Raw genomic sequence first — 25,473 nt, forward strand, 5'->3', positions numbered from 1 at the left:
ATGTTAAAGCACTACCTAACAATAGCAATTCGTAATCTGCTAAAGAACAAGCATCAATCACTAATCAGTATCGTCGGATTAGCTGTTGGCGTTACCTGTTTTGCATTTTGTTCCTATGCTTTGAGGGTTTCCCTGAACTGGGACAAAAACATCAAGGATATAGAAAGAATCTGTATCCTTTATTCACAATCAGAAACAGGCCCCAAAGAATGTTATGAAAATTATGCGGCTGATGCTTTAGCCAAAGATTTCCCAGAAATAGAATCGACCGTTTCCTATAGTCAAATGGGAGGCTACACAGATAAATTATGTGAAGTAAAAACAACAGATAGCATTGTCAACTATTTTCAGGAAACCTTCTTATTCGCAAACGATAATTTTCTGGATTTCTTCCATATTCATGTAATAAACGGAGATATAAGGAAGTTCAGTCAGACACCTAATGCTATTTTATTAACCGAGAAGACTGCTTATAAACTATTCGGTACCATTGATGTTGTAGGAAAATCTTTTACCGACATCAATGATTTCGACGATAAGAAAGAAACTTTTACAGTTCAGGGAGTAATAGAAAATTTCCCCAAGCAAAGTTCTTTGGAAAGATTTAGCGGCATTGAGTTAAATACGACCAACGATGATATATGCAATCCAAACTCCCCTATGAATTATCAAGGCTTTTGTACTTATGTCAAACTAAAAGAAGGAATAAACCTCAAACAACTAAATGAAAAGCTCAAAAACTATACACTCAAGTTCCCAAGATGGAAAAATGAGACAGCAGAACTTGCTATTCAACTACAACCGTTGGCAAAACGGGCAGAGCTTTATCCTAAAAGTGAATTCCAGCATATAAATACATTCTTCTTTATTATCGGTCTGCTTGTCCTGTTGACCGCTTTATTCAATTATGTCATCTTTATCATCGGCCGTATTGCCAACCGGATCAAAGAATGTGGTATCCGGCAAGTAAACGGAGCCTCCGGAACGTCTTTGTTTAAACTCCTGTTCACGGAAGCAGCGATGGCTTTTATTACAGCTTGCCAGTTGAGCTTCATACTCGCAGAGTTAGTGATGCCTTACGTTAACAGTTTCAATCTATATTTTACATTAGATCCGACGTATATCTTCCTGCTCTTAATTCAATATAGTCTGATAGGATTAGTGGGAATAGCCATTCTTTGTCTGCTTGTGATCTATAAAATCAGAAAAATATCAGTCAGACAAAGCTTGTTCAGTAACCAAACAATACGGCAGAACAGTCTCTTGCGTAATGCATTCATCTCCGTACAATTAATTATCTGTTTTCTATTTCTGGGAACAACCTGGTTCGTAAAAGAACAAAGTAATCTTATGGAATATCAATTAACCTTCGGACTGACTGAAGCAGACAAAGCTTCTATTATCGAAGTTTCTCTGAACGGAGACAAGCTATATCCCGTTCGACCGGAAGTTATAAGAAAACTAGAACAGAACCCACAGGTTGAAACAATCTGCCGTAGCGGAATGGGACTTTCCGGTGCCTGGCATCTGGGAGAAGGCCGTTTCACTTGGGAAGGAATCAGCGAACGAGAAGCCAAAGAGACGCTTACCCATATTTATACAGATGCCAACTACTTTGATTTAATCAATCAAAAAACAAAGGATGGACGTCTATATACAATAACAGAAACAGACAAGGCTGTTGTGAATGAATCTTTTGCAAAATCGCTGGGCAGAAACCCGATCGGTATGCAAATAGGCATTGATTACTGGAGAAATGGAATGACAAACTATCAGGTTGTTGGGATTGTGCCCGATATTATCAACAACCAGTTTGAGATGAATACTCGTCCGGTTTTACCTTGTATTTATTTACCTTTCCCTGAAAACAATATCAATATGACCTGTATCGTAAAAGTAAAACCGGAATACCAGAAAGAGTTTTCTAAGATGATAAAGACAACGTTATCCCACTATGTAAATCCAGCCACTCCCATTTACATCCACAGCATGAAAGAAGATGTTACAAGGCGGTTGGATGAAGAACAGAAAATCTTCCGGATGACCTCTATCTTCTCCGTTATTTGCATACTTATCAGTTTGCTGGGTATTTATGCATCCGTAACTTTATCGACAGAGCGGAGAAAAAAAGAGGTGGCCATACGCAAAATAAACGGAGCTACCTCCGGAACCATTCTATCCATATTCTGCAAAAGTAATCTGATACAGCTGGCACTTTCGGCTGCTATTGCTTTTCCGATATTAGTATTGCTGTTGAACAGATGGTTACAAAATTACATGAATCATATTTCCATAAGTATATGGCCGTTCATCATCTTATTTTTAGTCATGGCGATCATAGTTGCTTTCACTATTATATGGCAACTTTGGAAAATATCCCGGATCAATCCGGCAGAAGTCATTAAATCAGAATAAACAAAACAATTAATATCATGAACCTATTAAGACACTATATCAAACTCGCATTCCGTAATCTGAGAAAGTACAAATCACAATCCATTATCAGTATTATCGGACTGGCTATCGGCTTTACTTGTTTTGCACTGTCTACCTTGTGGATACGATACGAACAGACTTACGACACTTTCCATAAGGGGGCCGACCGGATTTATCTGGTACGCGTTGAATCATATATGTCCAGCAGCGGCATATCGGAAATTACGCCTTATCCGTTAGCCGGTTTCCTGAAAGCGACATTTCCAGAAGTGGAAGATGCCTGCAATATGCAAGCCTGGGGGATGGCATTCAAATATAAAGGAAAAGAATATACTTCATTTAAGATCGGAGTCGATTCTGCGACAGTAAACATGTTCGATTTTCAGCTAATCAGCGGTAGTCGGGATTTTATGCTTCAGAATAATAATAAACTGGCTATCACCGACCGGTTTGCCAAACAATTGTTCGGCGCAGAAGATCCTATCGGAAAAGAAATAGATATCTATGGAGATAAGGTCATCTGTGCAGTCGTTAAGCCCTGGGATACGCATAGTAATCTGCCGTTCGATTTTCTTGAATCAAACAGTTTCGGAAAAGAATGGAATGCCTCTGCCTGGCAAACATTTATCAGACTGCGGGAAGGTACCGATATTCAGGCATTCAGAAAAAAGCTCGATGAATATAAGACGAAGCCCGACCAAACATTTTCTGTCGATAAGATCGTACTGACACCTATTACCTCCATGCGCTATGACCGTCCCAATCGGGTGGTAACAGTCAAATACGAACATATCCTCCTGTTTGCCTCGGCAGGCGGATTGGTCATATTATGTGCCTTATTCAATTATCTGACTCTATTTATTACACGGATCCGGATGCGTAGCCGCGAAATTGCCTTACGGAAAGTTTGCGGATCGTCAGATAAAAACCAGATGGTTTTATTTGGAGTCGAATATTCGATCACCTTATTGCTCGCTTTATTCACCGGCTTAATCCTGATAGAACTAGCATTGCCGACATTCAGGGAGTTATCAGAAATAAAACTGGATAATATGGATATCTACCTGGCTGCCATTAAATATGCCGCAATCGTAGCCTCCCTTTCTTTCTTATTATCCTTATACCCGATCTATTATTTCAGGCAAAAGACACTGAATGCCATGCTAAAAGGTTCAACCGGAAGCAAAAGCAAAAACATATTCCAGAAAGTCAGCATGGTAGCACAATTCGTGATCAGTATCTGCTTTATCTTCTGCTCGGTAATCCTGATGAAACAAATCCACCATCTGAACCAGGCTGACTTTGGATTCGAACGGACAAACCGGGCCTGTATTAATACATATCCGTCCATCGACGGATTAAGAGAAGAAATGGCGAAAATCCCATTTATAACCGAAATATTTCCCGATAGCATATCAGCCATCTTCCCCCGCTATGCCCGTTCTTATAGTACAATAGACAGATGGGATGGACGCCAGGATTCCACTGCTTCCGTCAGCTTAGAGATGTTCGACTGTAACCAGGCATACTTCAAATTTTATGAATTCCAACTTCTTGAAGGAGAGATCCCTGCCGATGGGAACAGCGATCATATATTAATCAACCAAGCCGGAATCAAAGAGTTGAATATGGATCACCCGGTCGGGAAAACAATCGGAGGCGACAATCCCTGGATAATCTCCGGTGTCATTAAAGATTTCTATATTGCACCTCCGACAGTACCATGCAAGCCTGGCTTTATGGTATTCAAGAAAAAAACCGAATTTAACGACAGTTCCATCCTGTTCAAATATCAGGAAGGGACCTGGACTAACTGCAAACAACGGCTGGACGCATTAGTGAGAAAGCTAAATCCGGACGTCAGAAATTGCCGGATCAATAATATGGAAGAAGAATACGGGAAATTCCTGAAATCGGAAAACGCTTTGCTGATGATGCTGGATTTCGTGACGCTGGTCTGTGTATTGATCTCCCTGTTCGGAGTCTTCTCACTCGTCACCCTCGACTGTGAGAAACGCCGCAAAGAGATTGCCATCCGGAAAGTGAACGGTGCAGTAACACCTCATATCATGCAGTCTTTCCTATTGAAATATATGCTTTTGTTACTGGTCGCCTCTGCCATTGCTTTCCCGACCGGTTACCTCATCATGAAACCGTGGGTGGAAAGTTATGTACTTCAGACCCGGATAGACTTCTGGATTTATCCGGCAATAGGACTGGTATTAGCAGCACTCATCACTTTATGTACAGGTTGGAGAATATGGAGAGCAGCCAATCAGAACCCGGCAGAAGTTATTAAATCGGAATAAAACAGGTATGTTAAAACATTATCTCAAAATAGCAATACGCAATTTGCTGAAATACCGGTCACAATCGTTTATCAGCATCTTCGGCCTGGCAATCGGGTTCACCTGCTTTGCCTGGGAAGTCTATGGATCCATTATGAAATGACTTATGACTCATTTCACAAAGATGCCGACCGGATTTATCTGGTGCGGCAAAAAAGTATTCTTGACGAATCCGGAATGAGCAATACTCCTAGACCTTTAGCTGCATATTTAAAACAAACATGCCCTGAAATAGAGATTGCCTGCGCTACGACTTCATGGACAAACGACATTGCATTAAACGGTACACCTTATGAAACAAGGATACTAAAAGCAGATTCTACTGTTATGCATTTCTTCGATATAAAGATCATATCAGGCAATACTAATTTTCTCATTCCTTATAATGAAGAACTGGCTATCACAGAAGCATTAGCTAAGAAACTTTTTGGTAATGAAAATCCTATAGGGAAAGAAATAGAGTTCGGTGCCGATAAAGAAAAAAGGAAGATTTGTGCTATTGTAAAGGGTTGGTCAGAACACAGTAATATTCCATTCGGACTCGTTTGTAGTGATAGCGATAAAAAGCAATGGACCTACTTCTCACATGAGACATACATCAAATTATATCCCAAAACCGACTTTAATAAGTTTTCGGAAAAAATGGACAAAATGGAGATAAAACAAGATGATATAAAATTAGCACCACTGGTAGTAACACCTCTGACGTCTTTACGCTATGATCATCCGCAAACTAAAACAGAAATAAAATTCAATCACATCCTCTTGTTTTCATTAGCCGGTGGACTGGTTATTCTTTGCACCTTATTCAATTTCCTGACATTGTTTGTTTCCCGAATACACATGAGAAACAGGGAACTCGCTTTACGACAAATATGCGGAGCCTCTTTTAAAGGATTACTGGCACTCTTATCTACCGAATTTTTCACATTGTTCTTTATTGCACTTCTGGTTGGAATGGTACTAATCGAACTTGTGTATCCATCTTTCAAGGAACTCTCGGAGATTCATTCCAATAAAACACTCGTATTTACAGAAGCATTAGTTTATATTGGAGTTATCATACTCTGTTCCTATACATTAATATTAATTGTTCTTAGCTATTTCCACCATAAAACATTACAATCTTCCATCAAAAGGGCTACCAAAGGACAGGGGAATAATATGTTTCGCAAAGTGTGTATTATCTTCCAACTGATCATTAGCATCGGAATCATTTTCTGCTCCATCATCATGGTTAAACAACTCCACTATTTAAGAAATACAGATATTGGTATCGAAAGAAAAAATATCGCTTCCATCTCCATTTATCCTTATTCAGAAAAATATAAACAGACACTGACTCAAATGCCCGAAGTAACGGATATACTGACAGAACATGGCAGCCTATTACCTTACCGAAGCCGGATTTCTTATCATATTGAAGATTGGAGCGATAAAAAGGAAAATGATCAGCCAATCAGTCTGGAAGTCGTTTGCGGCACGAAATCGCTTGCCCAATTTTATAACCTCACCTTACTTAAAGGCGAGATGATCCACGATTCCGATCTGTCCGGTCAAGTACTGATCAATGAAGCAGCAGCTAAAGCATTCGGATGGAACGATCCCATAGGCAAAAGTATTATTCAACCTAAAGACGTATATCAAGTAAAAGGACTGATCAAAGATACTTATAATGCATCTCCTACGACACCAGTCAATCCGACATTATATTTGTCTCCGGAGAAATACAAACAACTATTTTATAATTCTCCCCAAGATATTATTTTCAAATACAAAGAAGGAAGTTGGACAACAATAAAAAAGCATTTGGAAAGCGTTAAGAAAGAGATGAAAGGAACATATACATATATCTACAATGCGACAGAAGAGTACGACAAGTACCTTAAATCGGAAGATGCGCTATTAAAGATGCTTCATTTCACCTCTGCTGTTTGCATTATTATCTCAATATTCGGTGTCTTTTCCCTCGTTACCTTGACTTGCGAACAGCGTAAAAAAGAAATAGCCATACGGAAAGTCAACGGAGCGACAACCAAAAGCATTCTGAAAAAATTCTTCAATGAATATCTTTTCCTTGTCGCAATAAGTACAGCCATAGCATTCCCTGTCAGCTATCTCGCAATGAGATACTGGCTGGAGAGTTACGTAAAACAAACAGTAATAAATATATGGATCTACCCTCTATTATTTATTGTAACCGAACTTATTATCATAGCTAGCGTCGGCTGGAAGATCTGGAAAGCAGCCAATCAAAATCCGGCGGTAGTCGTTAAATCAGAATAAATAAAAATGAAAATCATCCTGTTAGCTATACGAACCCTCCTCCGATTCCGGCTTTATACGGTAATCAACATACTGGGTCTGGCACTCAGCCTGGCCTGTTGTATATTGATATTCCGGTATGTCTACGGAGAAATGACTACCGATCATTTTATTCCGGAAGTAGACAGGGTTTGCTATACAGTGATGGAGGATGAAGTAACCCACCAGAAAAGACTCTACGGTCTGTTACCTGAATATGGATATACCCCAAGCCCATTGGAAGACCCGGCTGTAGAAATTGTATCTACGCTATTCCCGAGTGACAAAGATCAGATTACAGTCGATAACAAACTGTACAATGTTGCCTCTTTAGCCGCAGACACGAATTATCTGAAAATAGTACCGATCCCCATACTAAAAACGTCCCGGAATAAATTATTAGAGAATCCGCAAGACGCAATAATCTCGGAAGACCTATCCCGATTAGTATTCGGGAAGGAAGATCCGATCGGTCAACAAATCACTACCTCGATGGGAAAGATTGTAACTGTCGTTGCCGTCATGGGTAAACCGAATACCCGATTTTCCATGCCTTTCGACCTACTGATATCGAATGAATCGGCCAACTACAGAAAATATTCAATGCCCCATTCCCTTGTCAAATTACATAAAGGCCATTCTGCAGCCTCCGTCAACAAGGAATACGAAGCATTCCGTAAAATGTCCAATTTCACCAACCGCCTGCGCATCTGCTTTTACCCTTTACAGAAGCTATATTTCGATCAACAGGTAGTCACATACCTGGATAAACGATTGGTAGGGAATTATACACACGTACTTATCCTAATAGCAATTGCCGTATTGATCATGCTGGTAGGATTATTCAATTTTATCAATGTCTACACTGTGTTGATCCAGAAACGGGCACGTGAATTCGGTATGAAAAAAGTATTCGGAGCAAATACCCGGCAAATGGCCGTTCAATTGTATACTGAAAACTTATGTATGACTCTCGTAGCTTTATTTCTGGCATGGGTATTCATAGAAACAGGGACGTTGCTGGTCAATACTTTTCTAATGATCCGAATTCCTTCGCATTTTTTATTTGACGCCAGCCTTTCTGTAGGGATTCTATTCCTGTTGCCTTTTATCACGGCCATATACCCCTTCTTCCAATATAATTATTCTTCTCCGGTAACTTCTTTAAAAAAGATCGGGAGAGGCGGAGAATCTACTATATCCAGAAAAGTATTCCTTTGTTTACAATATATTATCACACTAGCTTTAACCATCGTATCTATCTATTCTATCCATCAGTTAAACTTTATGCTGAATACCGATCTTGGATATGAAACAGATAATATTATCAAAATCTCACCAATAGAAGGGCCACGGGGAAGCGATATGAGCATGTGGAATAAATACAATCTGATTGTTCGACAACTGGACAGAAACCTGAAAAATACTCCCTCGCTCATCAAGCTGCACAGCTATTCTCCCGGCCCGATCAGTCGTTTAGGGCAAAATTGCTGGGCACATATTCCGGGAAAAGAATGGACAAGTATAGGAACCCAAGTAAGCAATCAAAATTCCTTCCGTATTCTGGGGATAAAGGCGATTGAAGGACGGCTATGGAATGACTCCATCGATAATGATATGGATCTTTCGATTGTTATCAATGAATCGGCAAAAAGAGAACTGGGTATTACAGATATCGATGAAACACCAGTCATTCTGGACCGCCTGCTTGTTTACAGTCCGCAAACGAAAGAGCAACCGGCTCCCAGGTATCAAGTTATCGGAGTTATTAAAGATATGTGTACACAACATTTGTCTAAAGGCTATGAACCGATGATTTTCTTTTATTATAAAGAAGGCTTTTCATCCGGTCTATTAGTCTGTATCGTTCCGGATAAAAAACAGGAAGCAATCGACTTTCTTCGAAAAATATACAACGAGTCATGTGGAAATGAACTCCCTTATACATTTTTGAAAGATGAAGTGTTGTCTATTTACAAGGAGGATAAGCAATTGGTCAGTGTCGCCTCCCTTTTCGCGATTATAGCCATATTGATTTCTGCTATGGGCTTGTTTAGTTTATCCCTATTCGATATACAACAACGGTTTCATGAGATATCGATTCGGAAAATAAACGGAGCAACGACCAAAGCCATATGGCAAATGTTATTTATCAAATACAGTCAATTATATGGAATAGCCTGTCTGGTCGGTTTGCCTTTATCTTGGCTGGCCATCACTTTATATATGGTCGATTTTGCCTACAAAGCCCATATTGCCTGGTGGATTTTTGCCATCGCGATCCTTTTGACCGGAGGTATTTCATTTCTCACTCTGATCTGGCAAATACGAAAGGCCGCTCGTACAAACCCGGTAGAAATCATACGTTCCGAATAATAAATACATGACAAATATGAAACAGTTACTATGTCTACTCACCAGTCTCTCCGTATTCTTTGCCTGTTCCACCCCTAACAGCAAAGACAGTGTAAAAACGTATAAAGCGACTACGGATATTACAAGCAAACTATCCGGCGAAGTTATTTTCGCCGGACAAGGGATACATAACTATTACGATGTAGCGATTACCAACGATTACTACGCGTTTATGGACTATTATAGCGACACGCTTCTGCAAATAAGAAGTAAAAAAGATTTATCGCTTCACGGAATAGGAGAAAGAGAAAAAGATACTTTTATAATCGCCTATCCGTCTTTTACTAAATATGATTATATCAACAAGAATAATAAAAACAAGGTATCTGTCTGGGACAACGATTCACGTAAATTGAAACGTATGGATCTGGATCAAACATCTCCGGCTCTTTCTGCTGAATTGGAGTCTATGTCCGATTATGGCTTGGAAGACGCTTGCACGAACTGTTGTATCACTTCCAAGGAATTATATGCCGTTCAGTTCAATCCCCGCAAACCACAGGTATTCTTTTCGTCCAATAAAACAAACGGACAATATGCTGTTCCGGGTTATCCTCAGATCACGGTTCCGATACCGGCAACAGTCCTTCAAAAGGGGTATGCCAGCGACCTGACGCTCAACGAGGAAAAAGGAGTGATCGTTGCCGCCCTGCGATTTATCGACTGTGTCAACTTCTACGATATGAATTGTGATATGACTGCATCGGTTTCTTTTGCTGATTATTATACCATACCGGTTCCCGACATTTCCAATAAATACTTGGATGCAGAGCAGAGCAAGAAATGTTTCATCGACATTTGCAGTTCAGAACAATATGTATTCTGTCTGTTCGACGGATCGACAAACTTTACCGGTAATTCGGTTATTTACGTATTCGACTGGGACGGCAAACAACAAGCCGTATTACAAGCAGACCGCAATTTACGGAAAATAGCCACAGAGAAATCCGGCGAGTATTTATTAGCTTTGTCTCCCAACGGGCAAGGAGGCAGAGATGTTATTAAATACAGCTTAAAGAACAAAATCTGACTCTGCATCCGGTCGAAGTCATAAAAAGCGAATAACGAAATAAATAACTGATAAACATTCACCAAGCATGTTGCAACACTATCTTATCATAGCCATACGTAATTTCTTCAAATACAAATTGCAGACCGTCATCAGCATTGCCGGTCTGGCTATCGGATTGGTATGTTTTGCATACGGCATCAACTGGCTGAAATATGAAACCTCATACGATGGCTTCTATCCGCAATCCAAACAGATATACATGCTTTACGGGGTAGACAAACAGACCGGCAAGAAAACGGAAGAACTACCCCTGATATTGGCAAGAAGATTAAAACAGGATTTCCCGGAAGTAATAGAAACGACACAAATATACGGGAATTTTGCATCTGATTTTTCCTACAACGAGAAACGTATATCGAATCCCGATGAAGTATTTATCGACGAAAATTTCTTCTCTTTCTTCCCCCGAAAAGTAATTTGTGGGAGAAAAGACAATATCTTACAATCATTAAGCGATATCGCAATAACCCGTTCTTTTGCCGTTAAACTGTTTGGCACTCCCGAAAAAGCACTGGATAAAATAATAAGCAGTGCTTACGAAAAAAAATATCAGGATTGTTTCCGTGTTGGAAGATACACCTGATAATTCCCAGTTTAAAGGAGATGCCTTCGAACTGGATCGACACGCACGAAAAGCAGAACAAGAGATACCGGAGGCAAACCAGTGGATGTATCTGAATGCTAAAATATATCTGTTGCTGGATAAAAACACACATATCGACGCATTCGAAAAAAAGATAACAGACTACACCTCTATCCACAAATACAATGAGACCATCTTTTTGAAGCTGATACCCGTCACAGCCGTCCGGCATACATTCGGCAGCGAATTGTCCTTTAATCTTACTTATATCCAAACTTTTGCTATAACCGGATTATTATTGCTTCTATGCGTCTTTTTCAACTTTATCAATCTGCAAATCAACCGGACCTATATACGAATCAAAGAAATGAAACTGCGCAACGCTATCGGAGCCTGTAAAAAAGAAATGATCAGCCAGCTATTACTGGAATATTCATTGATGATATTTATAGCTACTTTATTTGCTTGGAGTTTAATGGAAATTACATTTCCCCTGTTCAAGCATATTTTCCATACGACAATTGATAGTAAAGAGTTGTATGTCGACATGATCAAAATCTCATTATTCAGCTGGATAATCACTCTTTCGATCTCGCTTCCTATATCATTCCGGTTTATCCGAACCTCTCAACTACTGGTATCCGGTGGTGTTGCACCTCACCGGAAAAGCGGATTCCGCAAAATAGCAATGACAATCCAACTGGGTATCTGCGTATTTTTCCTGATGTGCGCTTTCATCCTGCTCAAACAAACCTCTCTGATGAAAAACAAAAATCTAGGATTCGAAAAAGAAGGCTTGATACAGATTACCATGCTGAATGATGACAGAGAAGGTACCGCACGTGAGATCGCATCCCTTCCCATCGTAAAAGAACTGGTGGTTGCATCATTTTTCTCTATCATGCACGAACCTTATTCATTAACAGAAGTAGAGTGGGAAGAAAAAAGCCCGGATACTAAAGTGAATTTTCATATGCTGGAAGTCAGTAAAAACTTCCGGTCCGTATTCCAGATACCTTTATTAAAAGGACGGGAGCTTGAAGACACAGATCTGGCCAAAGGAAAAAGAAGACGGTTGGTGGGTTCCAAAGCACTTATTAACGAAGAGGCTGCACGCATCATGGGATATCATGATCCGATCGGAAAAAAGATCAGCTTTTGGAACAACGAACAACAGGACGTAGAAATAGTCGGCTTAGTAAAGAATTTCCAGTCCACCAGCCTGAGAAATCCGATTCTCCCTGTTGTCATTATATTAAATCCTTCCCAGTGGCGTAGTTACTTTTACTATGTCAAAGTAAATCCGGGGGATGAACAAACCGCCATCAAAGCGATCCGGAACGTTTACAAAAAACATACTTTCCCGTATGACCAGCAACCGGAAATAACGACGGTCAACGATGTCTTGAAAGAGTTAAGCCGGTCGGAAGATGCCAGCCTGCAACTTTTCTCACTGCTGGCGATACTTTGCACACTCATCTCGGTCTTCGGACTATACTCCGTATCCTCCAGCAATATCACCCAACGGCGGAAAGAAGTAGCTATCCGGAAAGTGACGGGGGCATCCTCCCGAACGATTATCGGCATGTTTATTCGCGAATATGTATCTATTGTAATAGTAGCCAATTTGATCGCTTTGCCTTTAGCTTGGCTATTCATGCGCGGATGGCTGGAACAATATCCATACCGGATCAATATCAGTGCATGGATGTATCTGACCATCCTGTTGTTTACAAGCATACTGATCATTTGCACCGTACTTTACCAAACTTTAAAAGCAGCAAAAGCGAATCCGGCTGTATCGATAAAAACTGAATAAAAAGTGCATATACGAACAATCACTGTGCGTATACGCACTTACCCAAGGAAAAACAACGAATTACAAATCGTTAGTTATCATATCATTATAACATTGGCACATATTTTGTATTAAGATCAAAACAAATACCATTAAAAGAGAATCATGATACAACACTATATCACTATCGCTTCACGCAATTTTATCAAATACAAATTGCAAATACTTATCAGCGTTATCGGACTGGCTATCGGACTCGTCTGTTTCACCTACGGGATGAAATGGCTCGAATACGAAACCTCGTATGACGGTTTTTATCCGAAGTCCAAACAAATGTACACACTCTACGGCATCAACAAACAAACCGGAAAAAAAGAGAGAGAATTGCCACTCGTTCTGGCCCGTAAACTCAAACAAGATTTTCCGGAAATAAAAGAAACGGCACTGGTATACGGAAATTTCGGTTCTACCTTTAAATATAACGATCAGATACTGGAAGACCCGGAAGAAATATTTATCGACAACAACTTCTTTACCCTTTTCCCCAGGAAAGTTCTCAGCGGCCGGCAAACGAATCTGTTACATTCGCTGGATGAAATTGTCATAACCCGATCTTTTGCTCTCAAATATTTCAAAAGCCCGGAAGAAGCGATCGGGAAAGTAATGAAAAACGGATACCGGGAAACACTCACCATCGTGGCGGTTGTAGAAGATGCGCCTGCTAATTCCGCATTCCAACAGGATGTATTCGAATTAGACGAGTTTACCACCAGAATGACGGACAGGATACCGGAAGATAGACAATGGAGTCAGTTGGATAACGAAATTTATCTGCTATTGGAAGACAATGTCAGTGCAAATATATTCAAAAAGAAGTTGCAAACCTATCTGGAGAAAAACAACTACCTGAATACGCTTGCGGTAAAGATGATTCCGTTAACAGATATGCGGCATACTTTTGGAAGCGAGCTATCGTTCAACTTATCCTATATCCGTACTTTTGCCATAACAACCATTTTGCTATTACTGTGCGTATTCTTCAATTTCATCAATTTCCTTCTAAACCGTATCTACCAGCGCATAAAAGAGATAAGGCTCCGAAATTCGATTGGTGCCGGTAAACGGGAGCTGATCATACAGCTATTGACCGAACTCACATTACAAACCAGCATAGCCTTTGTTCTGGCCTTTTGTCTGCTGGAACTCACTTCTTCGCTGTTCTGTAAAACCTTCGATACGAAGATAGCCGACCCTGATTTTTATACGAGTTTGATTATAATCACTTTAGTCAGTTGGGGGGTATTGATAGTTGTCTCATTCCCCTTATTACTGCGTTTCATACGAACATCTTCACTGATGTTGTCCGGAGGTATTTCTGCTAACCGGAAGGGTTCGTTCCGCAAAGTCAGCATGACTATTCAACTCGGCATTTGCGTATTCTTCCTGATGAGCACCTTCATCATGCTCCGACAGATTTCATTAATGAAACATAAAGACCTAGGATTCCAGAAAGAGGGGTTGATTCATCTCACAATGGATTATCGTGACCGTGAAGGAATCACCCACGAACTGGCAACTCTTCCTATAATCGATGAGTTTGTTGAATGCAGTGTCTTCTCCATCACCCACGAACCTCATACGCAAAATGAAGTACACTGGGAAGGAAAACCGGACAATTTTAACCCGAATTTCCAAGTAATCGGAGTAGGCAGTAAATTCCTGGATGCATTCAAAATAAGCTTATTAAAAGGTCGTTTTATAAACGATAGCGACTCGGATCCGGAACAGTGGCACATGCCAAGCAAGACAGCAGTCATCAATGAAGAAGCCGCCCGGATCATGGGTATGGACAATCCTATCGGGAAAAAGATCAGTGTATGGGATGGTTCTGTCCATGGTGATGGAACCCGTGGACGGAAAGAGTTTGAAATTGTCGGTATCGTTAAAAACTTCCAATCTGCCAGCTTGCGCAATCCTATACACCCGATGGTTATCACACTCGACGGAAGTAAATGGAACAGTTACTACTATTACGCTCGTGTAAAGCCTGAAAATGAACAGGCCGCCATAAAAGAAATACGTAAGGTTTTTGAAAAACACAAGAAAGAAGGAGACACCGTACCTAACATACAGACAATGACAACTATTTTCAACCAGTTGAACAAATCGGAGGATGCCAGCCTGCAACTCTTCTCCCTGCTGGCCATACTCTGTACTTTGATCTCGATCTTCGGAATCTATTCCGTTTCATCCAGCAACATTGCACAACGTCGGAAAGAAGTAGCCGTACGTAAGGTGATGGGTGCCTCGTCGAAAACAATTATCAGCATGTTCTTCAAAGAATATCTGACAATCGTAGTCATTGCCAATGCGGTTGCCCTTCCACTAGCCTGGTTGTTTATGCACGGATGGCTGGAACAATATCCTTATCGCATCAGTATCGGTTTATGGATGTATGCCATAGTATTGTTAGCAACAAGCGCTTTGATTATCTGTACCGTCCTTTACCAGACACTGAAAGCGTCTGAAACGAATCCGGCCGAAGTCATAAAAAGCGAATAAAAAATTAATCTTATGATACGTCATTATTTAAAAGTCACTTTCAGGGAATTTGCCAAATATAAAACCCAATCACTGGTCAGCATTATCGGACTGGCAATCGGCTTCACGGCCTTTATCCTGGGCGGTTACTGGCTGTGGTGGGAAACACACTTCGATAACTTTCATCCGAACGGCGACCGGCTTTATTGCCTGACCACCACCGGACTGGTGAAAAAAGCAACCGGAGCGGATGCCGACCTGGACCAGTTACATATGAACGATCTGGCCGAACTAACAAAACTATTGCCTGAGATCGAACAAGTATGCAAATTCGCAAACTGCAATTTCACGATAAAAGAAAATAATAGCAGCAAATATATTTACGGGCTTGTCTGCGATCATTCCTTTTTCGAAATGTTCCGTTCCGACTTTGTCGCCGGGACATACAAAGGGACTGTCCTCGACGGCCAATCGGTTGTTCTCACCCAAAGCACGGCTATGAGATTTTTCGGAACGACCGATTGCATCGGGAAAGTCTTTGATTTAACAGGGCAGTATCGCCCTACCATAGTCGGAGTGATCAAAGATTATCCGGATAATTCAGACTTTATCTTCGAATTCCTTTTAATCGATCAGGTAAAACCGATGACACACGTAAACCGAAATAAAACATATGTACGTTTACACCGGGATTGTAATATCAAAAAAGTAAAAGAAAAACTGGCAGCTTATAAAAGCCATGCTGATGATCCTTATGGAGACGAGCATGTAGACCAATGGAAAATAAACCTGCGGACTCCTTCGGAAGTTCATTTATATTGCCATCCGGAACTGGATAACAGGATACGGAACATTCATATCCTGGCGCTCGCCGGTTTAATGGCCTTTATGAGTGCCCTTATGAACCTGCTGGTCCTTTTTATCGGACAGCAACAACGGAAAAAGAATAAAAACAGGACATACCTTTGTATCGGGGCTTCTACCAAAGAGATGATGCAAAAAGGCTGGACGGAATTATTCCTCCCCATGTTCATCGCTTATTTATTGGCATTCTGCCTGATTGAAGTCATTTATCCCTATTATGACAGTTACACCACCTGGAATCGTTACGGAATGTACGAAGGCGTATCCCGCCATATCGACCAATCGGCATTAGTGTTTAATGCGATAACAGCAATCCTCGCCAGTACGCTATTATTCTGGATAATTACTTATCTGCCGATCCGCAGGATACTTTGCAGCCCTGGCACTCAGTCCGTTTCTCTGAAAAGAGGATTAATAGCCGGTCAGATATTTATCGGATCGCTGTTCTTCATTACATCTATTATTCTTTTCATGCAATTGCATTTTATTCTGAACAAAGATAAAGGTGTAGAGTATGAAAATGTGCTTCAGATGGATATGGGATACGAAAATGCATACGAGAATGACCTGAGAGTTCTCGAACCGGAGTTACGAAATCATCCTTATATACAAGAAGTCTGCTACACAGCTGTAAACTCTCCGGTATTTACGGAACAAGGAGACTGGTATGGAACAGAAATTATACATTTATCATTTGATCCGGCCGAAACTGATCCGTTCCGGGAAGATAATCTGATGCTGGTCAGTAAAGAATTTTTTTCACTGTTCCATATCGGCCTGAAAGAAGGAAAATGGCTGGACGAGAGTAATCCGGGTTCTTATCTCGTCAATGAAACCGGTTACCGTCAGTTGGGTTATAAAGACTTATTGGAAAGAAGCATTTACAGATATGATGAAAAACAATATTCGGCAACTACCCAAAAAGTATCGGGCATAATAAACGATTACATTTATGCTCCTATGCAATTTCCTGTATTAAGTATCTTTTTCAGTCTTTATACCGATAAAGATGCAAAGAATTATACGCCTGTTCAATACTTTTATGTCCGTTATCTCCCGGGACATAAAAAAGAAGTAACCGAACATATCAGGCAGGTAGCCAAAAAGTTCAACGTAAGCGGAGTGACAGACACTAGTTTATGTACTCCACTAACGGATTTAGTGGATAAGTTCAACCAGCCGGAAAAAGTCATTTTCAGTGTATTCAGTATTATTGCAATCCTTTGTATCCTGATCTCCACTTTCGGTATTTACTCCCTGGTCAGCCTCTCCGCCCAACAACGTAAAAAAGAGATTGCCATCCGCAAAGTGAACGGTGCGACTTTTTACCATATCCTGCAATTATTCTTCAAAGAATACCTGATATTAGTCGTGATCAGCAACCTGTTTGCCTTACCGATAGGCTATATCCTGATGAATCGCTGGCTGGAAACATATGCCAACCACATCCACCTGACGATATGGCCTTTCATCGCCGTATTCTTCATTACTTGCGTGATTGTCCTCCTTTCCATCTTCCGTCAGGTAAAGGAAGCAGCACTGGCAAATCCGGCGGAATCGGTAAAAGCGGAGTAAAAAGATTATGATATCAAAAAATATGAACAACTGCGCGATATACTGCGAACAGCCCGTATCAATCCGGCAGAAGTAATAAAGACCGAGTAAACGCTTCCGGTTTCCTATGTAGGAAACTGTAGTTCCCTAGCAGGAAACGCGCGTTCCCTCGGTAGGAAACCGCAGTTCCCCGCCCAGGAAACTAGCGTTCCCTAAGCACGGAACTACGAGGAAACTGTAATAAACTAACAATCAGCCACAAGACTCCAAATCGTCACGATCAATATTTGATCACATTTAAAGGGAAGAATTGGATAAGATTACTATTACATTAACACTTCCCAAAAAGAATTAATATTTTGATTCAACAGGGGAAATTATGCCGGATATAAAAGAATCTTTCCTACTTTCGTATATCCATTTAACCGGAATATATATTTTAATAATCAAGCATATGAAAACAAACTTTTTACTCACTTTGTTAACCGGACTACTGGTTTTTATCGCCTGTTCGGAAAAGCCTGCAACGGCTTATACCATAAACGGTACTATCCCCGACAACTCGCTGGACGGACAAACGATCTATATCTATAACCGTAACAACAATAACGTCTATGTAGACAGCACAGTTGTAACAGGAAATACGTTCACCTTTACCGGAAAAATGGACACCGCAGCTTACTGCCGTATCGATGCCAGCCGTGAATATTATGTCAATTTCATTCTTGAAAACGGAACAATCAATCTCGACCTCAGCAAACCGGTAACTCCGTCGGGAAGCCCTCTGAACAATGAGATTGCCCGTTTCTTTGCAGCACAGGACAGTATGTCTGCCGTGATCGATACCAAACGACAGGAATTCATGAAACAGACAGAGGATAAAGCCGAACGCATGGAATTGCAGAAGAACTTTTTCCAGAATGAATGGAAACCGGCTTACCTGTCTATGCTCGATGGTTTCTTCAATAGAAACCTGGATAACCCGATCGGTGCTATCGCACTGAATTATATGGACGGCTATCTTTCGCCGGACGAGATAAAAAACAAACTGCCTCAACTGAGCGAAGTAGTACGCAACACACCGAATATGCAGGAAACGATACAACGTTTCAACGCTTTGGAGCAGACAGCCGAAGGAAAACCCTTCGTCGATTTCACCATCGAAACGAAAGACGGTAACAAAGTATCCCTGTCCGACTATGTAGGAAAAGGCAAATATACCCTGGTTGATTTCTGGGCAAGCTGGTGCGGACCGTGCCGTGCCGAAACTCCGGTATTGGCAGAAATCTACAATCAATATAAAAACAAAGGTATTGAAGTGTTGGGCGTAGCGTATGGGACAGTCCTGAAAATACCCAAAAGGCAATAGAAGAACTTAAAATCACCTGGCCGCAGATTCTGAACGCCGGTGATAAGCCGACCAAACTATATGGTATCAACGGCATTCCGCATATCATTCTTTTTGGTCCCGACGGTACGATTATCTCCCGTGACCTGCGTGGCGATGCAATGAAAGCAAAGGTAAAAGAAGTCATCGAAACTAAATAAACCCAAATACGATGCAGTATTTCGACTTCCCGCACATTTCAATAAATAGAATATGTACGGGAAGTTGAACTTTTTAGATGAGTAAACGAATAATTACATTACTATTAATCTGCCTGAGCAATACGGGATACCTATATGCCCAATGGACAGAAAAGGACTCGGTATGGCTCCGGAATATACTCTCCGGCAAGGAGAAGCTGGAACTGAATCCCGAAGCGTTGAAAGCTATCCGGTCAGGTACACTGATCAATACGGAAGAACCGGCCTCAAATATGATCATGTCACCCGAGCTATCGCCCGCACAATCCATACAAAAAGATTTCACGGAATACGTACGTCCCAAAGATACCGACTATAACCCTAACCGTAAAGTGGCACCGAAAGACCTTCCTCCCGCCGTATTCATGTTATATGGAATGAATAAGCCGTTACCCAAAGTGAAAATGCTGGGATCTTTCCAGGTCTCACCGGGAATCCGTGCTGAAGCCCGAAAGCCGTCCGGCATCTCGTTCGACGATATGTTACAACAGGTTTTTATGCCCAGTGCACGTTATAAAAGGAAAAATGCGCAACGCTGGCGGACTCAGAAATATTATAATAATTATCCGTAATCACAGTAGTAGAATATTTTTTTATACTTTTGTTACCCTATTAATAAAGGCAAAGTCGAATTTATAAATATACAATTTAAAGGATAAAATGGAAAAAATCATTTCGTATCCGCTTTCAGTCATCTATTATTTGTTATTTGGGATTACACTGGTGTTCTTCCATGTGGTACAGTGGATATGCTTTAACCTGTTCGGTTACAAAGCACATAAAAAGAGCGTGGATGTCTTGAGTTTTTTCCTGGTTTTCAACACCTATATTCTAGGAACAAGATACAAAATAAGCGGGCTGGAGAAACTCCCGACCGACTCGCCCTGATAATTGCTTCGAACCATCAGAGCCTCTACGATATAACCTCTATCTGCTGGTTCATGCGCAAAGTTCATCCCAAGTTTATCAGTAAAATCGAACTGGGCAAAGGTATTCCCAGTATTTCGTACAACCTTAGGCATGGCGGCTCCGTCCTTATTGACCGGAAAGACCCGAAACAGGCATTGACAGCCATCCGTGTAATGGCCGAATATATTGAAACAAACAAACGCTCGGCAGTAATTTTCCCGGAAGGGACACGAAGCAAAACAGGCAAACCTCGTCCTTTTGCCGAAAACGGATTGAAAATCCTCTGTAAATATGCACCGTCGGCCTACATGGTACCGGTCACGATCAACAACTCATGGAAGATGACAAAATGGGGTTCCTTTCCTTTGGGAATCGGCAACCGTATCGAACTCATCATCCACGACCCTATTCCAGTGAAGGCTAAGCCCTTCGCCGAACTCTTTGCCGAAACCGAACAAACTGTGATCCGCAGTATTAAAGTGTAATTTTTTTATTTGTCATGCAGTATTTCATAATTTGTCCGTTTTATAATTAAAGACTATTAATAAATTAATCGGATAAGATGCAGCATTTCCTTGAAATATTGCGTCTTAAGGTTAAGAAATAATACAAAAAAAGACGGACAATTATGACTAAATTACAGATACTGGCACTTTTGCTTGCCTCATTGGCACTACTATTCTTCACCTCCTGCGACAGCGAAGACTTCCAGGAGCCGGATGTGTATAAGGTGACTCCCGACCTGCGGTTGAGGATTAACCAGGGGATGAAATTATCCTCCAAATCCGAGAGAAGAACATTTAAGGAGAAATTCGATTTATTCCAGGAGAAATGTGATGAAATGGATCACATAACTTCTCCGTACACTTATATGGAAACGGAAGAATATAAGGATTTTAAAAACTTTCTCCTTTCTTCCTCACCCCATATCTATTATCTGCTGATGGATAAATTCCTGAAAAGCAGACTGAGCTTTTTCTCTAACATCATCAGTGATATTCTCGTATCATCCAAACCGGCTATTGCCGATCAGATTGCGGAACAGATGAAAGCAACCGGCACTTTGGAAGAAAGTTTCTATCTCTATCCTCAATTATGCCTGGATATATGGCTCGATGCATTAGATACCCAATAAGTATAAACCATCCCCTCAATGACGATCGCAACTACACATATATGGACCTTACTGGTCTGCCTCCTGTTTTTCATAAGCGGGATTACCAGTTGCGACTCTTCCGATCTCGACAAACTTCCGGTCAACGAGAATCCGGAAGTGGCATTCGTTAATGACGATGTCCCCCAAAGATTGTCGCTTAACAATGCCCGGCTAAAACGGATGACCTCGCCAGCCAGCGACTCCGCTTATTCCGGTAATGTTTACGAATATAATAACGAGGACGGTTATCCAGAATTTCTAACTGTCTGTTTGAAGGGGAAACAATTATCGACACTCTCGGCTACAATGTTTATCAATATAATGTAGACAAGCAGTTGGTCATGACCACCAGTTTTAATGCGAACAAAAATACCTCTACAGGATTTATCAATCTTCAGACACAGGTATATATCTATTCAAATGATGGTAAGTTAGAGAAAAAAATCACCTATTATCCGGTGATATCCCAGTCGGAATATACATTATATAAATACAAAAACAATATGCTTGACCGGAAAGAGCATTACGGGACTTCGGGAGTATTGGAAAACTATACGACCCACTCGTATGATAAGGTCGGCAAACTGATTCTGGAATGTCATTATATGGCAAACAACCAGTTAATCAACTATACACAGCATTCTTTTATCGACGGATTGAATACCCGTTCAGTGACTTTCTCCCCGACCGGCGAAGCCCTGAGAAAAGTGATCAATACATACGATAGCAATTATAACCTTATCCGATCCGAATCGAGCGAACTGGTATTATACAGTTCAAGATCAAACTTCACGGCACAATATGAATATGACGCTCAATAAGCATATTATGCCGTTGTACGATCTTACACTTTACTGTTCCAGCCACCAGTCGATCATCTTCCGCGCAAGGCTGAGTTTACGAGGTAACTCAGGCAGATTATCCTTACTAAAGAAAGCGCCTTCGCTCAATTCCTCATCCTGTAAACGGATCGTGCCGCTTACATAGTCGGCTATAAACCCGACCATCAGGTTACTCGGATAAGGCCAGGCTGATTCCCGAAATAGGTAATATTATTAATTTCCAATCCTGTTTCCTCCATAACTTCCCGTCTTACACATTCTTCCAGCGTTTCTCCCGTTTCAAGGAAACCGGCAACCAGACCATAGAAAGAACCTCTGAAATTCCGGGCATGGACTAGCAGGATAGCATCTCCTTTGCGGATCAGTACCAATATCGCCGGAGAGACTACCGGATAGATTTCATATTTACAGTTTGGACACTGTTTGGAAATAGTTGTCTGCATGACAGTTTTCGTTCCGCATGAAGGACAAAAGCGGCTGTGCTGGTCCCAATAAATCAACTCATACGCTTTTCCGGCTATTTTATGTAAGACAGGATCGAGGTAATCGTAGGATGCCCGCAAACCCATCGGAAAGTATTCAGCCGTTTCTTCCAGTGATGTATCCACAGAGGCCGTACAAGCCGGCATATCCTCCAACAAATTGACTTCCAGCACATTCTTAACCGGCACAGGAGGATTGATATTATAAGGAATTGTATATGTTTCACCTTTTTTCTGAAGCAGTAACTGGTCGTTGAAGAAAATAAACCAGTATACATTATTTACATTGCTCATCACTTTTTACTTTTGAACGGCACAAATATACTGACTAATGCAGGATATACATCAAAAAAATATTTCTATTTAAAATATTCTTCCGGCTCAATCGTCTACAACAATAGAAGGCATGTCTTACTAATAGATTTTTAATTATTAAAACGGAAACGAAAAATGTTCGGAAGAAAGAGAAAAGAAGTCATATCTTTACAAGTCTTTGCTTATGAGTGTAGTGGATGCGGACAATGTGTAAAGAGATGCCGGAGAGAGGTTTTGAAAATGGTGAATAACGGTAGTTGCAGCTATGCAACGGTGGTCAATCCCGAAAGCTGTGTAGGCTGCGGTAACTGTGTCGATGTCTGCAAAACCCATGCAATTGAATTAATAACAGAGTAATAAACATATTAAATTAAATAACAATGAGAAATCCGGGAGTATTCAGAGGTGCGTTCATCTTTTTATTTTTTATAGGGCTGTTTGCACTAGCCAGCCTGGGAGTTATGTATCTGTGGAACTGGCTGATACCGGCTGTTATCGGCTGGTCGGTCATTAACTACTGGCAGGCACTTGGTTTGATGGTTCTTTGCCGGCTGTTATTCGGAGGGTTCAGAGGGTTTGGACATTTCGGTCCTTTCGGTCATCATCCCGGAGGCTTTTTCTTCGGTAACCGGGAAGAGCATAACCGCTTCCACGAGCAGATGAGAAATATGCCCTGGGAAGAGCGCCGGGAACATATCCGCAGACATATGGCTGATTTCCGTAATGGCAGATTTAATACACAGGAGCCGTCTTCAGGTGATAATGCCCAATGAAAGAAATAGTTCAAAACCGCTCCGCTTCGGAGCAGAACACACGGGTTGCGGATATCTTCCGGAAATACCAGACACAGCTGAAAGGTTTTATCTCCAGGCGTGTGTCCTCCAAAGAAGACAGTGAAGATATCCTGCAAAACGTATTCTACCAGTTCATGAAATATGACCAGGAGGACAGTCCGATCGAACAGATCGCCGCCTGGTTATATTCTGTAGCCCGCAGCCAGATCATCGACCGCAGCCGCAAACACCGGGAAGAAGAAATGCCCTATCTCTCCACCAACGAAGAAGACGGCACTTTCCTGAAAGAACTGGCGGAACTCATGCCCGACGAAGACCAATCGCCGGAAATGGATTATATCCGTTCTACCGTCTGGGAAGAGTTGGAACACGCATTACTGGAATTGCCGGACGAGCAACGGGCCGTCTTTGAACTGACGGAACTGGAAGGTATTCCGTTCAAAGAAATTTCAGAATCGACCGCCATACCGGTTAATACTTTGATTTCCAGGAAAAGATATGCAGTCTTATTTCTCAGGAAAAGATTATATAATCTGTATGAAGATATTTTGTAAACAACTTGTTCCCTAAAAGTGCGTTTCCGAACTATATCTGTGCGGATATGCACAACGCCGAAGAGAATCTAAAATTCTAACGCAATATAAATCAAATACTTACAACATTGGCACAGCTTTTGTTCTTTCATTAGTAAATTAAAATTCTTATACTCATGATTAAGACAGTAGCATTAGAAAAAATCTTCCGTACAGAGGAAGTTGAAACTTGGGCCTTGAACAAGGTGAATATTGAAGTTAAAGAGGGAGAGTTTGTAGCGATAATGGGACCTTCCGGTTGCGGTAAGTCTACGCTGCTGAATATCCTGGGATTACTGGACAACCCGACTTCCGGAGAATATTACCTGAACGGGATAGAGGTTTCCAAATATACGGAAGCACAACGTACAAAATTGCGTAAAGGGATTATCGGCTTCGTATTCCAGAGTTTCAATCTGATCGACGAATTGAACGTATATGAAAATATAGAACTTCCCCTGCTTTATATGGGTGTTTCGGCTTCCGAACGCAAACAGAAAGTGAAAGAGGCCATGGAGCGTATGGCAATCGTCCATCGTGAAAAACATTTCCCTCAACAGTTATCCGGAGGTCAGCAACAGCGCGTTGCCATAGCCCGTGCCGTGGTAGCCAACCCCAAACTAATCCTTGCCGATGAGCCAACCGGTAACCTGGACAGTAAAAACGGCCAGGAAGTAATGAACCTGCTCAACGAATTAAATAAGGAAGGAACAACCATCGTCATGGTAACCCACAGCCAGCATGATGCCAGCTATGCTTCACGCATCATCAACCTGTTCGACGGACAGGTGGTAACGGAGACGGTAATCTAATTACAAATGTTACAAAAGTCAAAGAGTAGACTGCAACATGTTAATAGATGTTGCAGTCTACGAAATATTCGTATTTTCCAGTATATCAA

General features: G+C 41.2%; 20 protein-coding genes and 1 pseudogene. 20 read left to right on the forward strand and 1 reads right to left on the reverse strand.

Going from position 1 to position 25,473, the window contains the following annotated elements; translation table 11 throughout:
- The 16 genes from DXA15_RS04615 to DXA15_RS25995 all read left to right on the forward strand — a co-directional run bounded on the left by DXA15_RS04615 (position 1) and on the right by DXA15_RS25995 (position 22,388).
- A complete protein-coding gene (locus DXA15_RS04615) occupies positions 1–2,415 on the forward strand; it encodes an ABC transporter permease (protein ID WP_128133278.1) in 2,415 nt (804 codons plus the stop codon).
- Positions 2,416–2,432: 17 nt separating this feature from the next.
- A complete protein-coding gene (locus DXA15_RS04620; protein ID WP_128133279.1) occupies positions 2,433–4,745 on the forward strand; it encodes an ABC transporter permease in 2,313 nt (770 codons plus the stop codon).
- A gap of 138 nt (positions 4,746–4,883) precedes the next feature.
- A complete protein-coding gene (locus DXA15_RS04625; protein ID WP_233566826.1) occupies positions 4,884–7,070 on the forward strand; it encodes an ABC transporter permease in 2,187 nt (728 codons plus the stop codon).
- A 6-nt stretch (positions 7,071–7,076) separates the two neighbouring features.
- Complete coding sequence (locus DXA15_RS04630; protein ID WP_128133280.1) at positions 7,077–9,464, forward strand: ABC transporter permease; 2,388 nt, start codon at positions 7,077–7,079, stop codon at positions 9,462–9,464.
- Between the two features lie 16 nt (positions 9,465–9,480).
- On the forward strand, positions 9,481–10,533 hold the full coding sequence (locus tag DXA15_RS04635) for a BF3164 family lipoprotein (protein WP_128133281.1): 1,053 nt from the start codon (positions 9,481–9,483) through the stop codon (positions 10,531–10,533).
- A 67-nt stretch (positions 10,534–10,600) separates the two neighbouring features.
- Positions 10,601–11,158 (forward strand): ABC transporter permease, encoded by a 558-nt coding sequence (locus DXA15_RS25975; RefSeq protein WP_233566828.1) that lies wholly within the window; start codon positions 10,601–10,603, stop codon positions 11,156–11,158.
- Positions 11,106–12,977: an ABC transporter permease gene (locus tag DXA15_RS04640; RefSeq protein WP_233566830.1), complete on the forward strand. Its 1,872-nt coding sequence runs from the start codon at positions 11,106–11,108 to the stop codon at positions 12,975–12,977. The genes DXA15_RS25975 and DXA15_RS04640 overlap by 53 nt, the downstream gene beginning before the upstream one ends.
- A gap of 144 nt (positions 12,978–13,121) precedes the next feature.
- Positions 13,122–15,518, forward strand: a complete 2,397-nt coding sequence (locus tag DXA15_RS04645; protein ID WP_128133282.1) for an ABC transporter permease — start codon at positions 13,122–13,124, stop codon at positions 15,516–15,518.
- A 12-nt stretch (positions 15,519–15,530) separates the two neighbouring features.
- Positions 15,531–17,936, forward strand: coding sequence for an FtsX-like permease family protein (locus DXA15_RS04650; RefSeq protein WP_128133283.1), 2,406 nt, complete (start codon positions 15,531–15,533; stop codon positions 17,934–17,936).
- Positions 17,937–18,369: 433 nt separating this feature from the next.
- On the forward strand, positions 18,370–19,284 hold the full coding sequence (locus tag DXA15_RS04655) for a TlpA disulfide reductase family protein (protein WP_233566832.1): 915 nt from the start codon (positions 18,370–18,372) through the stop codon (positions 19,282–19,284).
- Between the two features lie 256 nt (positions 19,285–19,540).
- Positions 19,541–20,074, forward strand: coding sequence for a DUF4858 domain-containing protein (locus DXA15_RS04660; RefSeq protein ID WP_128133284.1), 534 nt, complete (start codon positions 19,541–19,543; stop codon positions 20,072–20,074).
- Between the two features lie 88 nt (positions 20,075–20,162).
- Positions 20,163–20,390: a hypothetical protein gene (locus DXA15_RS25980; RefSeq protein ID WP_233566834.1), complete on the forward strand. Its 228-nt coding sequence runs from the start codon at positions 20,163–20,165 to the stop codon at positions 20,388–20,390.
- Between the two features lie 41 nt (positions 20,391–20,431).
- On the forward strand, positions 20,432–20,896 hold the full coding sequence (locus tag DXA15_RS25985) for a lysophospholipid acyltransferase family protein (protein ID WP_233566838.1): 465 nt from the start codon (positions 20,432–20,434) through the stop codon (positions 20,894–20,896).
- Positions 20,897–21,039: 143 nt separating this feature from the next.
- Positions 21,040–21,546: a hypothetical protein gene (locus tag DXA15_RS04670; protein ID WP_128133285.1), complete on the forward strand. Its 507-nt coding sequence runs from the start codon at positions 21,040–21,042 to the stop codon at positions 21,544–21,546.
- An 18-nt stretch (positions 21,547–21,564) separates the two neighbouring features.
- On the forward strand, positions 21,565–21,894 hold the full coding sequence (locus tag DXA15_RS25990; RefSeq protein ID WP_233566836.1) for a hypothetical protein: 330 nt from the start codon (positions 21,565–21,567) through the stop codon (positions 21,892–21,894).
- Between the two features lie 14 nt (positions 21,895–21,908).
- Positions 21,909–22,388, forward strand: a complete 480-nt coding sequence (locus tag DXA15_RS25995; RefSeq protein ID WP_233566837.1) for a hypothetical protein — start codon at positions 21,909–21,911, stop codon at positions 22,386–22,388.
- Positions 22,389–22,418: 30 nt separating this feature from the next.
- Here DXA15_RS25995 and nudC read toward each other — a convergent pair.
- Positions 22,419–23,185: pseudogene (gene nudC, locus DXA15_RS04680) on the reverse strand (NAD(+) diphosphatase).
- A gap of 156 nt (positions 23,186–23,341) precedes the next feature.
- On the opposite strand from nudC, the gene DXA15_RS04685 reads away from it, so the two are divergent.
- The 4 genes from DXA15_RS04685 to DXA15_RS04700 all read left to right on the forward strand — a co-directional run bounded on the left by DXA15_RS04685 (position 23,342) and on the right by DXA15_RS04700 (position 25,384).
- Positions 23,342–23,563, forward strand: coding sequence for a 4Fe-4S binding protein (locus DXA15_RS04685; protein WP_010801667.1), 222 nt, complete (start codon positions 23,342–23,344; stop codon positions 23,561–23,563).
- 23 nt (positions 23,564–23,586) lie between these two features.
- Positions 23,587–23,979, forward strand: coding sequence for a hypothetical protein (locus tag DXA15_RS04690; RefSeq protein ID WP_046145520.1), 393 nt, complete (start codon positions 23,587–23,589; stop codon positions 23,977–23,979).
- Complete coding sequence (locus tag DXA15_RS04695; RefSeq protein WP_128133286.1) at positions 23,976–24,554, forward strand: RNA polymerase sigma factor; 579 nt, start codon at positions 23,976–23,978, stop codon at positions 24,552–24,554. Before DXA15_RS04690 ends, DXA15_RS04695 begins: the two co-directional genes overlap by 4 nt.
- A 155-nt stretch (positions 24,555–24,709) precedes the next feature.
- Entirely contained in the window at positions 24,710–25,384 is a 675-nt protein-coding gene (locus tag DXA15_RS04700) for an ABC transporter ATP-binding protein (RefSeq protein WP_128133287.1), read from the forward strand.
- The last annotated feature ends 89 nt before the right edge of the window (positions 25,385–25,473 follow it).

It is taken from the genome of Parabacteroides sp. AM58-2XD (genome assembly GCF_003463685.1).
In the GTDB taxonomy this organism is placed as follows: domain Bacteria; phylum Bacteroidota; class Bacteroidia; order Bacteroidales; family Tannerellaceae; genus Parabacteroides; species Parabacteroides segnis.